12 protein-coding genes are annotated in these 15,008 nt (G+C 66.5%); 9 read left to right on the top strand and 3 right to left on the bottom strand.

All coding sequences use genetic code 11. From position 1 onward, the window contains the following. Positions 1-261: 261 nt before the first annotated feature. The 5 genes from ppsA (at position 262) to LQ564_RS24260 (ending at position 6,087) form a co-directional block, all read left to right on the top strand. Entirely contained in the window at positions 262-2,640 is a 2,379-nt protein-coding gene (gene ppsA / locus LQ564_RS24280) for a phosphoenolpyruvate synthase (RefSeq protein WP_231060792.1), read from the top strand. Between the two features lie 258 nt (positions 2,641-2,898). Continuing rightward, positions 2,899-3,321 carry an NfeD family protein gene (locus LQ564_RS24275; RefSeq protein ID WP_231060698.1) on the top strand — a complete coding sequence of 141 codons (423 nt, stop codon included), beginning with the start codon at positions 2,899-2,901 and terminating at the stop codon, positions 3,319-3,321. Between the two features lie 39 nt (positions 3,322-3,360). Further along, the gene (locus LQ564_RS24270) at positions 3,361-4,281 is read left to right on the top strand and encodes an SPFH domain-containing protein (protein ID WP_231060697.1); all 921 of its coding nucleotides are present in this window, start codon (positions 3,361-3,363) and stop codon (positions 4,279-4,281) included. Then, positions 4,278-5,102, top strand: coding sequence for an SDR family oxidoreductase (locus tag LQ564_RS24265; RefSeq protein WP_231060696.1), 825 nt, complete (start codon positions 4,278-4,280; stop codon positions 5,100-5,102). The genes LQ564_RS24270 and LQ564_RS24265 overlap by 4 nt, the downstream gene beginning before the upstream one ends. A gap of 130 nt (positions 5,103-5,232) precedes the next feature. After that, a complete protein-coding gene (locus LQ564_RS24260; RefSeq protein WP_231060695.1) occupies positions 5,233-6,087 on the top strand; it encodes a hypothetical protein in 855 nt (284 codons plus the stop codon). A gap of 106 nt (positions 6,088-6,193) precedes the next feature. Here LQ564_RS24260 and LQ564_RS24255 read toward each other — a convergent pair whose 3' ends face one another. Further along, positions 6,194-8,356, bottom strand: coding sequence for a TonB-dependent receptor (locus tag LQ564_RS24255; protein ID WP_231060694.1), 2,163 nt, complete (start codon positions 8,354-8,356; stop codon positions 6,194-6,196). A 109-nt stretch (positions 8,357-8,465) separates the two neighbouring features. On the opposite strand from LQ564_RS24255, the gene LQ564_RS24250 reads away from it, so the two are divergent. The 3 genes from LQ564_RS24250 to LQ564_RS24240 all read left to right on the top strand — a co-directional run bounded on the left by LQ564_RS24250 (position 8,466) and on the right by LQ564_RS24240 (position 11,347). After that, positions 8,466-9,638 (top strand): PepSY-associated TM helix domain-containing protein, encoded by a 1,173-nt coding sequence (locus LQ564_RS24250; RefSeq protein ID WP_231060693.1) that lies wholly within the window; start codon positions 8,466-8,468, stop codon positions 9,636-9,638. After that, positions 9,635-9,817, top strand: a complete 183-nt coding sequence (locus LQ564_RS24245) for a hypothetical protein (RefSeq protein ID WP_231060692.1) — start codon at positions 9,635-9,637, stop codon at positions 9,815-9,817. Before LQ564_RS24250 ends, LQ564_RS24245 begins: the two co-directional genes overlap by 4 nt. Positions 9,818-9,892: 75 nt before the next feature. Then, positions 9,893-11,347: a Ppx/GppA phosphatase family protein gene (locus tag LQ564_RS24240; protein WP_231060691.1), complete on the top strand. Its 1,455-nt coding sequence runs from the start codon at positions 9,893-9,895 to the stop codon at positions 11,345-11,347. A 101-nt stretch (positions 11,348-11,448) separates the two neighbouring features. Here LQ564_RS24240 and LQ564_RS24235 read toward each other — a convergent pair whose 3' ends face one another. After that, a complete protein-coding gene (locus tag LQ564_RS24235; RefSeq protein ID WP_231060690.1) occupies positions 11,449-11,940 on the bottom strand; it encodes a SixA phosphatase family protein in 492 nt (163 codons plus the stop codon). Next, the gene (ppk1, locus tag LQ564_RS24230; RefSeq protein WP_231060689.1) at positions 11,906-14,062 is read right to left on the bottom strand and encodes a polyphosphate kinase 1; all 2,157 of its coding nucleotides are present in this window, start codon (positions 14,060-14,062) and stop codon (positions 11,906-11,908) included. Before ppk1 ends, LQ564_RS24235 begins: the two co-directional genes overlap by 35 nt. Before the next feature lie 144 nt (positions 14,063-14,206). Between ppk1 and lepB the strand changes: the two genes are divergently transcribed. Beyond that, on the top strand, positions 14,207-14,872 hold the full coding sequence (lepB, locus tag LQ564_RS24225; RefSeq protein WP_231060688.1) for a signal peptidase I: 666 nt from the start codon (positions 14,207-14,209) through the stop codon (positions 14,870-14,872). Positions 14,873-15,008 lie beyond the last annotated feature (136 nt).

Genomic DNA, 15,008 nt, shown 5'->3' with positions numbered 1-15,008 from the left:
TGTCGTCTTGCTAAGTCGTCGTGACAAAGTTGCAGCATCGTGCGGTGTGCGGCGCGCGCTCACGGGTTAAAATGCTCGGCAACGGGTCTGCATTGTGCTGCACGACGGCCAGAATAACAAGAACACCCCGTCGCCCGCACGCTGCCAAAAGGTTTCTATCTCAAGTAAGGGTGTATCACCATGACTAACCTGTCTGTAGCAGCATTGAAGGAGCCTGATCAAGCGTCACGTACCTACGTCGCCTCGTTCGAGAACCTGCGCATGAGCGACGTCGAATCGGTCGGCGGCAAGAACGCCTCGCTGGGCGAGATGATCTCGCAGCTGGCCGAAGCCGGCGTGCGCGTGCCGACCGGCTTCGCGACCACGGCCGACGCGTTCCGCGACTTCCTCGAGTACAAGGTCGAAGGCGGCCAAGGGGAGGCAAATTCGCTCGCCCAGCGCATCGCCACGCGCCTCGAGAACCTGGACATCGACGACGTCCGCTCGCTGGCCGCCGCCGGCGCCGAAATCCGCCAGTGGATCGTCGACACGCCGTTCCAGCCGCGCCTCGAAGCCGAGATCCGCGACTTCTACGAGCGCCTGGTGGCCGACTCCAGCACCGAGGTGTCCTTCGCCGTGCGCTCCTCCGCCACCGCCGAGGACCTGCCCGACGCATCGTTCGCCGGCCAGCAGGAGACCTTCCTGAACGTGGTCGGCATCGACAACGTGCTGGAAGCGATGAAGCACGTCTTCGCCTCGCTCTACAACGACCGCGCGATCTCCTACCGCGTGCATAAAGGCTTCACCCACGCCGAGGTCGCGCTGTCGGCCGGCGTGCAGCGCATGGTGCGCTCGGACACCGGCGCCGCCGGCGTGATGTTCACCATCGATACCGAATCGGGCTTCAAGGACGTGGTGTTCATCACCTCGAGCTACGGCCTGGGCGAGACCGTGGTGCAGGGCGCGGTGAATCCGGACGAGTTCTACGTCCACAAGCCGATGCTCGCGCAGGGCAAATCGCCGGTCATTCGCCGCAACATCGGCTCGAAGCTGATCAAGATGGAGTTCACCAGCGAGGCCAAGGCCGGCCGCTCGGTGAAGACCGTCGACGTGCCGATCGAGCTGCGCAACCGCTACTCGCTCACCGATGCGGAAATCGTCGAACTGGCCAAGTACGCCGTCATCATCGAGAACCACTACGGCCGCCCGATGGACATCGAGTGGGGCAAGGATGGCCGCGACGGCAAGCTGTATATCCTGCAGGCGCGTCCGGAAACCGTGAAGTCGCAGCAGAAGGCCACCGATTCGCAGCAGCGCTTCAGCCTGAAGGGCTCGGGCACCGTGCTGACCTCGGGCCGCGCGATCGGCCAGAAGATCGGCGCCGGCCCCGTGCGCGTGATCCACGACCCGAGCGAGATGGAGCGCGTGCAGCCGGGCGACGTGCTGGTGGCGGACATGACCGACCCGAACTGGGAACCGGTCATGAAGCGCGCATCGGCCATCGTCACCAACCGCGGCGGGCGCACCTGCCACGCGGCGATCATCGCGCGCGAGCTGGGCGTGCCGGCGGTGGTCGGCTGCGGCGACGCGACCGAGACCCTGAAGGACGGCACCTTCGTGACCGTCTCCTGCGCCGAAGGCGACGAGGGCCGCATCTACGACGGCCTGCTGGAAACCGAGGTGACGGAAGTTTCGCGTGGCGAACTGCCGCCGATCCCGACCAAGATCATGCTCAACGTCGGCAACCCGCAGCTGGCCTTCGACTTCCAGTCGGTGCCGAACGGCGGCGTCGGCCTGGCGCGCCTCGAGTTCATCATTAACAACAACATCGGCGTGCACCCGAAGGCCATCCTCGAGTACCCGAACATCGACGCCGACCTGAAGAAGGCGGTGGAGTCGGTCGCTCGAGGCCACGCTTCGCCGCGCGCCTTCTACGTCGACAAGCTGGCCGAGGGCGTGGCGACGATCGCCGCCGCCTTCTGGCCGAAGCCGGTGATCGTGCGCCTGTCCGACTTCAAGTCGAACGAGTACAAGAAGCTGATCGGCGGTTCGCGCTACGAGCCGGACGAAGAGAACCCGATGCTGGGCTTCCGCGGCGCCGCGCGCTACCTGGCCGAGGACTTCGCCGAAGCCTTCGAGATGGAATGCATGGCCATGAAGCGCGTGCGCGAAGAGATGGGCCTGACCAACGTCGAGATCATGATCCCGTTCGTGCGCACCCTGGGCCAGGCCGAGAAGGTGATCGGCCTGCTGGCCAAATACGGCCTGAAGCGCGGCGAAGGTGGAGGTGAAGGCGGCCTGCGCGTCATCATGATGTGCGAGGTGCCGTCCAACGCCATCCTGGCCGAGCAGTTCCTGGAGCACTTCGACGGCTTCTCGATCGGCTCCAACGACCTGACCCAGCTGACCCTGGGCCTGGACCGCGACTCCGGTATGGAGCTGCTGGCCAAGGACTTCGACGAGCGCGACCCGGCCGTGAAAGCCATGCTGTCGCTGGCCATCAAGGCGTGCCGCGCGAAGGGCAAGTACATCGGCATCTGCGGCCAGGGGCCGTCGGACAATCCGGACTTCGCGCAGTGGCTGGTGGGCGAGGGCATCGAATCGATGTCGCTCAATCCGGACTCGGTGATCGACACCTGGAACAAGCTGGCCGCCGGCTGACGCCGTCGCAGGCCACGTGAGCAAACCCCGCCCCCCGCATCGGGTCGCGGGGTTTTTCATGCGCCGGCAGGCCATGCGGCGGCGATAAAGCGCGGCCTTGCCCTTCCATTCCCGCCCATACCTGCTACACTGACATGGACAACGCATCGCCCGGAAGCCCAGGATAAGCAAACGCACCCACATCATCGAACCCTCGCCGCCTGCTGCAGGCCGCGGGGGTTTTTTACTTTTTCAAACCACGACAAAGGAGACACAACGATGACCGACTTGACGAGCTGGCTGGTGGCGGCCGGCATCCTCGTGGTGGCCGAGCTCTTCACCGGCACCTTCTACCTCCTGATGATCGCGATCGGCCTGGCCTTCGGCGCGCTCGCCGCCTGGCTGGGCCTGAGCGGTCCGCTGCAGACCTTCGCCGCCGCCAGCGTGGGCCTGGTCGCCACCGCCATCCTGCACCGCAGCCGCTTCGGCCGCCCGGCGCGGATGGAAGCCACGCGTGACAGCAACGTCAACCTCGACATCGGCCAGCGGGTCGTGGTCGATGCCTGGCAGGGTGGCCGCGCAAGAGTCATGTACCGCGGCGCGTTATGGGACGTCGAACTCGGCCCGGGGGCCCAGCCCGAGGCGGGCGACTTCCGCATCGTCGAGGTGCTGGGCAGCCGCCTGATCGTCGCCAATTCATAAGATTATCCAATAATAACTACTCATCTATAAGGGACACTAATGGAATTCTCCTTCGGCACCTTTGCCCTGGTCTTCTTCGTCATCGCCCTGGTCTTCATCTTCAAGACCATCAACGTGGTCCCCCAGCAGCACGCCTGGGTCGTCGAACGGCTCGGCAAGTTCCACGCCGTGCTGGCGCCGGGCCTGAACATCGTGGTGCCCTTCATCGACCGCATCGCCTACAAGCACAGCCTGAAGGAGATCCCGCTCGACGTGCCGCCGCAGGTCTGCATCACCAAGGACAACACGCAGCTGCAGGTCGACGGCATCCTGTACTTCCAGGTGACCGACGCCATGCGCGCCTCCTACGGCTCGTCCAACTACATCCAGGCCATCACCCAGCTGGCCCAGACCACCCTGCGTTCGGTGATCGGCAAGATGGAGCTGGACAAGACCTTCGAAGAGCGCGACCACATCAACACCACCATCGTCAACGCAATCGACGAGTCGGCCGCCAACTGGGGCGTGAAGGTGCTGCGCTACGAGATCAAGGACCTGACCCCGCCGGCCGAGATCCTGCACGCGATGCAGCGCCAGATCACCGCCGAGCGCGAGAAGCGCGCACTGATCGCGGCGTCCGAAGGCCGGCGCCAGGAGCAGATCAACATCGCCAGCGGCGAGCGCGAGGCGGCGACACTGCGTTCGGAAGGCGAACGCCAGGCCGCGATCAACCGCGCCCAGGGCGAAGCGAGCGCCATCGTCGCGCTGGCCGACGCCAGCGCCGCCGCGCTGCGCCAGGTCGGCGCCGCGATCCGCGAGCCGGGCGGCATGGACGCGGTGTCCCTGCGCGTGGCCGAGCACTACGTCGACGCCTTCGAAAAGCTGGCGAAGACCAACAATTCGCTGATCATTCCGGCCAACATGGGCGACATGGGCAGCGTGATCGCCAGCGCGCTGCAGATCGTGAAGTCACAGAAATGAGCACAGTAATGAGCGCGCGCGTGGTAGTGATCACCGGCGCATCAAGCGGCATCGGCGCCGAGATCGCGCGCCAGCTGGCGGCGAAGGAGGGCTGCAGCGTGAACCTGGTGCTGGCCGCGCGCAACGCGGCGCAGCTGGATGCGGTCGCCGGCGAATGCGCCGCCCTCGGCGCCCAGACCCTGTGCGTGCCGACCGACGTCGGCATCCAGATCCAGTGCCGGCGCCTGGTAATCACCGCGCTCGAGCGCTTCGGCCGCATCGACGTCCTGGTCAACAACGCGGGCCGCTCTGCGCATGCGCTGTTCGAGGAAGTCGAAGACCTATCTTGGTACGAAGAGCTGATGCGCGTGAACCTGTGGGGCAGCGTGTGGTGCACCCAGGCCGCGCTGCCGGCCCTGAAGGCCAGCGGGGGCCGGATCGTCGCCGTGTCCTCGCTGGCCGGCCTGGTCGGCGTACCGGGGCGCACCGCCTACAGCGCCACCAAGTTCGCCATGACCGGCTTCTTCGAAGCGCTGCGCGCCGAAATGAAAGGCCACGGCGTGAGCGTCACCACCGCCTATCCCGGCGTGGTGGCGACGCGCATCCGTTACCGCGGCTTCAATGCGCAAGGCGGCGAGATGGGTTCGAGCGCCCTGAAGGAAGAGGGCGCGATGAGCGTCGAGGAATGCGCACGCCTGATCATTGCCGGCATGGACGGGCGCAAGCGCGAAGTGGTGATGACGGCAAAGGGGAAGATAGGGCGCTTCCTGAAGCTGCTGGCCCCGCGCCTGGTCGAGAAGATGGCGCTGGCGGCGCTGAAACAGGACGTGCGACCGCACTAAGCACGGTCTACTGACCGCAAGGTCATCAATCGTGCGCGATAATATTATGACAACTGCGATAATCGAAGTGTTGTCCGTTTAGACATGGTCTGGCGGGCATTTATGAATAACACTTTTGATTGGAGCTTTCATGTCCCGCCCTGTTTCACGTTCGTCCGCAGCACGTACCAAACCATTCGCCGTGGCCGCCCTGACCGGCGCCATCCTGCTCGCCGCCGTCACCGGCACCGCCCAGGCCCAGCAATCGCCGGCCCTCGACCGCATGAGCATCTCGGCCGGCGCCTTCCGCGCCGAGCCGAAGATCCACCTGGGCGGCGATACCCAGTACGGCCGCGTCGATACGCCGGACGAGAAGATCGACGACGTCACCCTGCCGCGTGTGAAAGCCGAGCTGCTGTTCGGCGACAGCCACGGCCTGTCCTTCGACTATTTCCGCTTCGACGAGGATTACTCGGCCAACCCGAGCGGCGCGACGGTCTACGAAGGCCGCCCGGTGAGCGGCACCATCGACGCCAGGGCCAACCTGCGCCTGGAGATGGCGCGCCTGGCGTACAAATACTGGTTCGGCAAGGAGAAGACCACCTTCGGCGTCGGCCTGGGCGCGGCCTACCTGCGCGCCAGGATTTCCGGTTCGGCGACCGCCAACGTGAGCGCGACCAACCCGGTCGAGAACTACAGCTGGAGCGGTTCGGGCGAGGCCAAGGACAGCGTCTGGGCCCCGACCGTCGAGCTGGCGCTGCGCCATTCGCTCAACGAGAAAGTGCGCCTGTTCGCCGAGGCCGGCGGCGTCAAGAAGAACGGCGGCACCGTCGAGGGACACGTGTACAACGCCTCTGCCGGCGTCGAGTGGATGGCCTTGCCGAACGTCGCCCTGGTGGTGGACTACGGTATCCAGAAGATCGACCTGCACCGCAATGGCGAACGCACGGCGGACCTGGACCTCAAGCTCAAGGGCCCGTCGGCTTTCGTTAAAGTGCGCTTCTAAGGAAGCAGCATGACGAAACGGGGGTTTCCGCTCAAGCGGGAACCCCCGTTTGTATTTGTGTAGCGTCAATTTGGGCGAAGCGCAGCGTGACGCTGCACCCGCCTGATCAGAAGTCGACCGTCGCCGACACCACCACGCTGCGCGGCGCGCCCAGGACCAGGTAGCCCGAGCCCGGATAGCCGCCGGCCGAGGCCCAGTAGGCCTTGTCGGTGACGTTGTCGATGCGGGCGCGCAGGGTCAGGCCGCGGTCCATGAAGCGGGTGGCGTAGGCGGCGCCGATGTCCAGACGCGACCACGAGGGCAGTTGCTGGGTGTTGGCGGCGTCGGCGTACTGCTTCGAGGTGTGCAGGGCGCGCGCATTCAGCGACAGGCCGTTCACGCCCGGCACGTCCCATTCCGCGCCCAGGTTCAGCTGCGTGCCCGGCACGCCGATCGCATCCTTGCCCTCGTTGACGCCGCCGGCGGTCTCGCGCTGCTCGGCGTCGAGCAGGGTCAGGCCGCCCAGCAGGCGCAGGCCGCGCTGCGGCGAGCCGTACACGGTCAGCTCGAGGCCGCGGTTGCGCTGCTCGCCGTACACGCCGAAGCGGCGGTTCTCGACGTAGGCGCTCGGTTGCGCGGTGCTGAACACGGCCGCACTCAATCCGAGCTTGCCGCCGTCGTATTTCACGCCCAGTTCGCGCTGGCGCGAGACGTAGGGCGCAAAGATTTCGCCGACGTTGACGATGTCGGTGCCCGATGCGACCGGGCCCTTCTGCAGGGCTTCGCTGTAGTTGGCATAGACCGACACGCCCTGGACCGGCTTGAACACGATGCCCGCCACCGGCGTGACTTCGCTTTTCTCGTAGCCGGCGTTCGGCCTGGCGGTGCCGTAGTCGTAGCCGAAGTCCTTGATGGTCTGGTGGCGCGCGCCCACCGTCACCAGGAGGCGGTCGTCCAGCAGGCCGATGGTGTCGGCCACGGCGAAGCTCTGCAGGATGCTCTTGATGGTCAGGCGCGGGTCGTTCATGTCGCCGCCCACGAAGAAGTTCGGGTTCGGCGCCGCGGCATCGCGCGGACGGTAGAGGTTCGAGGCGAAGCCGGCGAAGTCGCTGATCGCGTACGCGTTGTCCGATTCGAGGTGGAAGCTTGATGCGGTGGCGCTCAGCTTGTGCGACAAGGCGCCGGTCCTGAATTCGCCGCGCACGCCGATCTCGCCGGTGCGCACGTCGTCTTCACGCGCGTTGTCGAAGCGGTAGGCGCTGGTGTCGCCGTTGGCGGCGGTGACCGTCGGGGTGGCGACGATGTTCATTTCGTAGGAAGTGCGCATGCCCATCGCGGCCCATGCCACGGCGCCGCCCGGCAGATCGACCTCCGCGCGCAGGGTGCCGAAGGTGTCGCGCTCGCCGGAATACGTCCAGGGCTGGGCGAAGTTGCGGTCGCTGTCGGGGGCCGCGATCATCGGCACGCCGACGCCCAGGTTCACGCTGGGGCGGGCATCGAACAGCTTGTGGTCCTGGTGGCCGACGTCGGCCGAGACGCGGTAGCCCTGGCCGCGGTAGTCGACGCCGACCGAATACACGCTCAGTTCGCGGCCTTCGCCGTCGACCGCGGTGTCGCCGTCGCGGCGCACCGCGTTCACGCGCACGCCGAGGCGCCCTTCGGGGCCGAAGCGGCGCGCGATGTCGGTCGCCACGTAACCCTGGCCGCCGGTCTCGACGCCCGCGGTGACCTGGGTCAGCGGCGAATTCGGCGCGCGCTTGGGCAGCAGGTTGATGGCGCCGCCGATGCCGCCGCCGCCCGGCGCCGCGCCGTTGACGAAGCTGTTGGCGCCGCGCAGCACTTCGACGCGCTCGAGCAGTTCCGAGGCCACGAACTGGCGCGGCAGCAGGCCGTACAGGCCGTTGTAGGCGAGGTCGTCCGAGTTCACCGCGAAGCCGCGGATCACGTACAGCTCCTGGTAGTTGCCGAAGCCGCGCGCCACGCGCACCGAGGGATCGTTCTGCACCACGTCGGCCACGCTGCGCGCCTGCTGGTCCTGGATCAGGGCGTGGGTGAAGTTCATGGTGTTGAACGGCGTGTCCATGATGTCGACGTTGCCCAGCAGGCCGAGGCGGCCGCCGCGCGCGACCTGGCCGCCGGCGTACTCGGCGGGCAGGCCCTGGGCCGAGGCGTCGGCGGAGGCGCTCACCACGACGGTGGCCACGGGTTCGGTGGTGGTGGAGGCGTCCTGGGCATGGGCGGCGAAGGCCGCGGCGGCGAGGGCGATCGGGGTGAGGCGGAGCAGTTTCATCAGCGGAACTCTGTTTTCTTATTGAGAATGATTGTTATTCTATCTCTTTTGGCTTGCCTCTGTAAATGAGAACCATTATTATTCGCTGACCCAAGCCTTCTCATCTCTCATGTCCCCATCGAAACTGCGCCTCTGGAGCTGGATCCATAAATGGAGCAGCCTGGTCTGCACCGTCTTCATGCTGCTGCTGTGCCTGACCGGCCTGCCGCTGATCTACCACCATGAAATCGGCCACCTGCTCGGCAACGAGGTCGAGGCGCCGGCGCTGCCGGCGTCGATGGGCGCCAATCCGCCGCGCGGCAACATCGACGCGGTGCTGGCCTCGGCCCAGGCGCTGTATCCGACCAAGATCCCGATGTACATCTCGATGGAAATCGACGAGCCGGCGATCTGGAACGTGACCCTGGGCGACCACCCGAACGACGAGCACTACAAGCCGATCGCGGTCGATGCGCGCACGACGAAGGTGATCACCGAGCCGGCCTTCGAGGGCGGGGTCTTCATGTCGACCATGTTCCGCCTGCACGTGGACCTGTTCGCGGGCCTGCCCGGCAAACTCTTCCTCGGCTTCATGGGCCTGCTGCTGATCGTGGCCGTGGTGAGCGGCGCGGTGCTGTACGCGCCCTTCATGCGCAAGCTCGACTTCGGCGCCGTGCGCCACGAGCGCAGCAAGGTCATCAAGTGGCTCGACCTGCATAACCTGCTCGGCATCGTGACCCTGGTCTGGGTGTTCGTGGTCGGGGCGACCGGCATGGTCAACACCTGGGCCGACCTGCTGCTCAAGTACTGGCAGGTGAACGAACTGGCGGTGATGCTCAAGCCCTACGAGGGCCAGCCGACGGTCCGGAAGATGTCGTCGCTGCACGACGCCATCGTGCGCGCCGAAAACGCGGAACCGGGCATGAAGGTCGGCTTCGTGGCCTTCCCCGGCACCCCGTTCTCGAGCCCCCACCACTACGGCGTCTTCATGCGCGGCGACGAAGCATTCAGCTCGCGCCTGTACAAGCCGGTGCTGATCGACGCCGCGACCGGCGCCATCACCGACCAGCGCGAACTGCCCTGGTACCTGACCGCGCTGCTGCTGTCGCAGCCGCTGCACTTCGGCGACTACGGCGGCCAGCCGATGAAGCTCCTGTGGGCGCTGCTCGACATCGGCACCATCATCATCCTCGGCTCCGGCCTGTATCTCTGGCTCAAGCGCAACCGCGCGGCGAAACCGGCCAGGCAAAAGCAGGGCGCCGCGCACAAGCCGGCGCTGGCGACGTCGAGGGAGGCGTCATGATCCGCACACCGTCGCAAATCTGGGCCGCGCCCATCCTGCTGGGCATCCTCACCACCATCGGCCTGATCGCCGCGCTGCTCGGCGACGGCGGCTGGGACCTGGTCTCCGCCGTGACGCTGGGCGCCCCGGTGCTGGCCGGAATCTGGTACGGCCTGCGCCGCGCGCCGCGCAGGCAATAAGGTCCGCGCGCCCCTGACAAAGGGGCGCGCCAGCTGTATACTGCGAGCGAACGATACCATCACGAGAAGGCGCGTATGTTTGCAGCAGTGGACCTCGGGTCCAACAGCTTCCGGCTTCACATCGGCGAGCCGGCGGGCGGCCGCATGCACATCGTGCGCACCGCACGCGATCCGATCCGCCTGGCCGCGGGGCTCGACAAGGACAACTACCTGACCGAGGCCGCGATGCGCACGGCGGTGCGCACCCTGCACGACTTCCGCGCCATCCTCGACGAATACACGCTCGACGCCGTGCGCGTGGTTGCCACCAACACCCTGCGCGTGGCGCGCAACGCCGACCAGTTGCTGCCTCAGCTGGAAGCCGCGATCGGCCACCCCGTCGAAGTCATCTCGGGCGAAGAAGAAGGGCGCCTGATCTACATGGGCGTGGCGCGCGCCATCGACAAGCCGGACGAACGCCGCATCGTGGTCGACATCGGCGGCGGCTCGACCGAAGTCATCGCGGCCATCGGTCCGGACATCAACCTGGTCGAATCCTTCGGCATCGGCACCCATCCGCAGACCGCCGCCTTCTTCGCCGACGGCCGCATCACCGCGCGCCGGTTCGACGCCGCCGTGACCGAGGCGCGCGCGCGTTTCGAGGATGCGGCGGGGCTGTACAAGGCGCAGGGCTGGGACGCTGCCTACGGCTCGTCCGGCACCATGCGCGCCATCGCCGAGGTGATCGCGAAGAACGGCATCGGCGACGGATCGATGTCGCAGGCCAGCCTGCGTGCGCTGCGCGACATCCTCTTCGCCCTGGGCCACGTCGACGCGTTCAGTCTCCCGGGCATCAAGAAGGAACGGGTGCCGGTGATGGTCGGCGGCCTGTCGGTGTTGATCGGCGTGATGCAGGAACTCGGCATCGAGCGCCTCACCGCGATCAACGCCGGCCTGCGCCTGGGCGTGCTGTCCGACCTCGAGCTGCGCGCCAATAGCCGCGACCGCCGCGACGCCGCCATCCGCGCCTGCATGCGCCGCTTCGGCGTCGACGGCCAGCGCGCGATGCGCACCGCGCGCATCGCCTCGAAGGTGTACGAAAAGCTCGAGCCCGAGGATTCGCGCCACCCCTATCTGTGCTGGAGCGCGATGCTGCACGAAGTCGGCCTGGCGATCTCGATGACCGGGGCCCACAAGCATGGCGCCTACATCGTCGAACACGCCGACCTGCCGGGCTTCACCACACGCGAGCAGCGCATGATGGGCGCCCTGGTGCTGGGCCAGAAGGGCAACCTGCGCAAGGTGCGCGAGGCGCTCTACGAACTCGACCTGGCCAAGGCGGTGCTGGCGCTGCGCATGGCGGTGGTGTTCATGCATGCGCGCGCGGACGAGGACGTGGGCGGCTTGCGGGTGCGCATGAAGGCGACGCGCATCGAGCTCGATCTGCCGCGCGAGGTGCTGGCCAGGCACCCGACACTGAGCCCGTGGCTGGTGAAGGAAGAGGAAAGCTGGAGCGAGATCGGCATCGCGTTCCAGGCCAGGGAATCGTAGGGTGGACGGGTTCCCCGTCCGCGCGTTCAGCCAGCGCAAGAATGGACGATGCGCGTCAATTCAGCTCGTAGTTGAACGCGCGGACGGCAGAGCGGTCCACCCTACCTGAGTTGCCCGACGAAGTCGGGACCGACGACCAGTTTGACGTAGGGCGCGCTGCCCTCGTCCTTGTCGCTGCCTGCTTTCTGGCTGATCCAGAACACCCCCGCCTTGCGGATCCGCCAGTCCATCTTGCTGCCCGCCAGCACCAGCGACGCGATCTCGCCCAGCAGCGGCTGGTGCCCCACGACCAGCACCGGCTGCCGGTGATTCGGCCAGCCGCAGGCATCTAGGATCGCTTCCGCCGACGAATCCGGCGCCAGCGCTTCGACCAGCTTGTAGTTGCGGCCAAGCGCTTCGACCGTCTGTACGCAGCGCTTGGCCGGGCTGCTCAGCACCCGCACGTCGTCCGGCAGCTGGCGGTGCAGCCAGGCGCCGACGCGCGCGGCGTGGCGCTTGCCCTTGGGCGTGAGCGCGCGTTTCAGGTCGCCGGCGTCGTCACCCTCGGCGACGTGCGGCTCAGCCTCGGCGTGGCGCCACAGGATCAGGTCCATGCTCGTTCTCCTTGTGCGGATGGACGCTCGCGCCGAGCGTTTCCATCAGGTGTTGTTGGGCGCTGAGGGCCTTCTGGCCGCCGCGGGTTTTCTTGCGCCGGTAGTGGCCGTCGCTGCCCAATTCCCAGGCGTTGACGTTGTCCTTCAGGTAGGGATGCAAGCCTTCGCGCAGCACGCGGCGCTTCAGAGCCGCCGCACGGATCGGGAATGCCACTTCGACGCGGCGGAACAGGTTGCGGTTCATCCAGTCGGCGCTCGACAGGTAGATGTCGTGTTTCAGGTCGTTGCGGAAGTAGTAGATGCGCGAGTGTTCCAGGAAGCGCCCGACGATCGAGCGCACCTTGATGTTCTCCGACATCCCCGCCACGCCGGGCCGCAGCGAGCAGGCGCCGCGCACGATCAGGTCGATCCGCACGCCCGCTTCCGAGGCTTCGTAGAGCGCCTTGATGACCGAATCGTCGGTCAGCGAATTCATCTTCGCGATGATGCGCGCCGGACGTCCCGCCTTCGCGATCGCGGCCTCCTCGCGGATCGCGCGCACGATCTCCTTCTGCAGCGAGAACGGCGCCAGCCACAGGCAGTCGATCTGCTTGGGGCGGGTCAGGCTGGTGAGGTGGATGAAGACCTCGTTGACGTCCGCCGTGATGGCGTCGTCGCAGGTGAGCAGGCCGAAGTCGGTGTAGAACTTGGCCGTGGTCGAGTTGTAGTTGCCGGTGCCCAGGTGGGCGTAGCGGCGCAGGCCGTTCTCCTCGCGGCGCAGCACCAGCGCCAGCTTGGCGTGGGTCTTCAGGCCCACCACGCCGTACACGACCTGGGCGCCGGCCTGCTCGAGGCGCTCGGCCCAGTTGATGTTGGCTTCCTCGTCGAAGCGCGCCATCAGCTCGACGATGACGGTGACTTCCTTGCCGCGCCGCGCGGCGGCGATCAGCGCTTCCATCAGGTCCGAATTCATGCCGGCGCGGTAGATGGTCTGCTTGATCGCGGCCACGCAGGGGTCGGCGGCGGCTTGCTGGATGAAGTCGATCACCGGCTGGAACGATTCGAAGGGATGGTGCAGCAGGACGTCTTGCTTGCGCAAGGTGGCGAAGATGTCCGGGCCGGTCAGCTTGGCCGGGAAGCCCGGCGTGAACGGCGTGAACTTCAGCTCCGACTTGTCGTGGACGTTGACGATCTCCAGCATGCGGCCCAGGTTGACCGGACCGTCCACCGCGAACAGGCGCGAGCGGTCGATCTCGAACTGCTCGAGCAAAAAGCTTGACAGATGCGGCGGGCAGGCGTGGCCCACTTCGAGGCGCACCGCGAAGCCGTAGTTGCGCGCATGCAGTTCGCTCTGCAGCGCCTGGCGCAGGTTCTTGACTTCGTCCTCGTCGACCCACAGGTCGCTGTTGCGGGTGACGCGGAACTGCGAGTAGGAGACCACTTCGCGCCCCGTGAACAGGTCGGCCATGTGGGCCTGGATCACCGAGGACAGCAGGCAGTAGGAGGCGCCCTTCTTGTCCGACAGCTCGTCCGGCAGCCGGATCACGCGCGGCAGCACGCGCGGCGCCTTCATGATGGCGATCCCGGTGCCGCGCCCGAAGGCGTCCTTGCCCGCCAGTTCGATGATGAAGTTCAGGCTCTTGTTGACCACCCGCGGGAAGGGGTGGGCCGGGTCCAGGCCGATCGGCGTGAGCAGGGGCCGCACTTCCTTGTCGAAGTACTGCTTCACCCACGCCTTCTGGGCGGCGTTGCGTTCGCTCCGTCGCAGCATGTGGATGCCGTTCTCCGACAGCAGCGGCAGGATCTCCCCGTTGAACAGTTTATATTGGCGGTCGATCAGGCTGCGGCACTCGGTGCTGGCGCGCTCCAGGGTGTGGTGCAGCGCGTGCGGGATGCCGTTGTGGCCGGCCTCCATCTGGTGCTGGGCCAGCAGGCTGGCCACGCGCACCTCGAAGAATTCGTCGAGGTTGCCGGACACGATGGTGAGAAAGCGCAGGCGCTCGAGCAGCGGAATGGAGGGGTCCTCGGCCTGCGCCAGCACCCGCCGGTTGAACTCGAGCAGCGACAGCTCGCGATTCAGGAAGGCCCCGCCTTCGGGAAGGTGCTTGGCCTCGGTCTCGATAGCCTTGTTTTTCATATCCATGGGTCTGCGTCGATAGTGTCGGCGCAGGCAGTGTAGTGAACGAATATGACAAGCCCGTTACACGCCCGGCATGATTACTATTTAAGCATCGTTAAAGCCTGGCCGCGTATAACGTTCTCATCATAACAAGAGGAGCTTGCGACGATGAGATCATTCCTGCGCGCCAACAAGGGATTTCTGGCCTTCCTGCTGCTGTTCGGCGTGTTCCGCACCGCGGTGGCGGATTGGAACCCGATTCCGTCGAGCTCCATGCGGCCCAACCTGCTGGAAGGGGACGTGGTGTTCGTTAACCGCCTGGCCTACAACGTGAAGCTGCCGCTGACCGACGTGGTGGTGGCGCGCACCGGCGAGCCGCGGCGCGGCGACGTCGTCACCTTCACCTCGCCGGCGGACGGCACCCGCCTGATCAAGCGCGTGCTGGCGCTGCCGGGCGACCGCGTCGAGATGCGCAACGAGCGCCTCAGCATCAATGGCGTGCCGTCCGACTACACGCCGCAGGAGACGGCGCAGGAGATGGCGGCCGAGGGCGTAACCGAGGCCCAGCGCTTCCTCGAGGTGGTCGATGGCCGCAGCCACCGCATCCAGATCATGCCGCGCCGCGCCGTGCCGCGCGACTTCGGCCCGGTGACCGTGCCGCCGGACTCCTACCTGATGCTGGGCGACAGCCGCGACAACAGCGCCGACTCGCGCTACATCGGCTTCGTGCCGCGCCACCTGCTGATCGGGCGCGCCGAGCGCATCCTGGTGTCGGCCGACTACCAGGGCAACTGGATGCCGCGTTTCGACCGCTTCGGCGACTCGTTGCGCTGACCTGTTAACACCGTTCTTTCAAACTTACGCAAAGCTGCCTGATACTACTTAAAGCTCGCCTTGCTGTTGAATTCCTGCTTCACAGGGGCCGGTTTCACCCTGCGCTCGCGCACAGGGCCAGCGCCTTCCCCTCCAC

The sequence above is a fragment of the Massilia phyllostachyos genome (genome assembly GCF_021044825.1).
Lineage (GTDB): Bacteria > Pseudomonadota > Gammaproteobacteria > Burkholderiales > Burkholderiaceae_D > Telluria > Telluria phyllostachyos.
The sequence above is the reverse complement of the archived record's forward strand: the minus strand, read 5'-3'. Positions and strand labels throughout refer to the sequence as shown.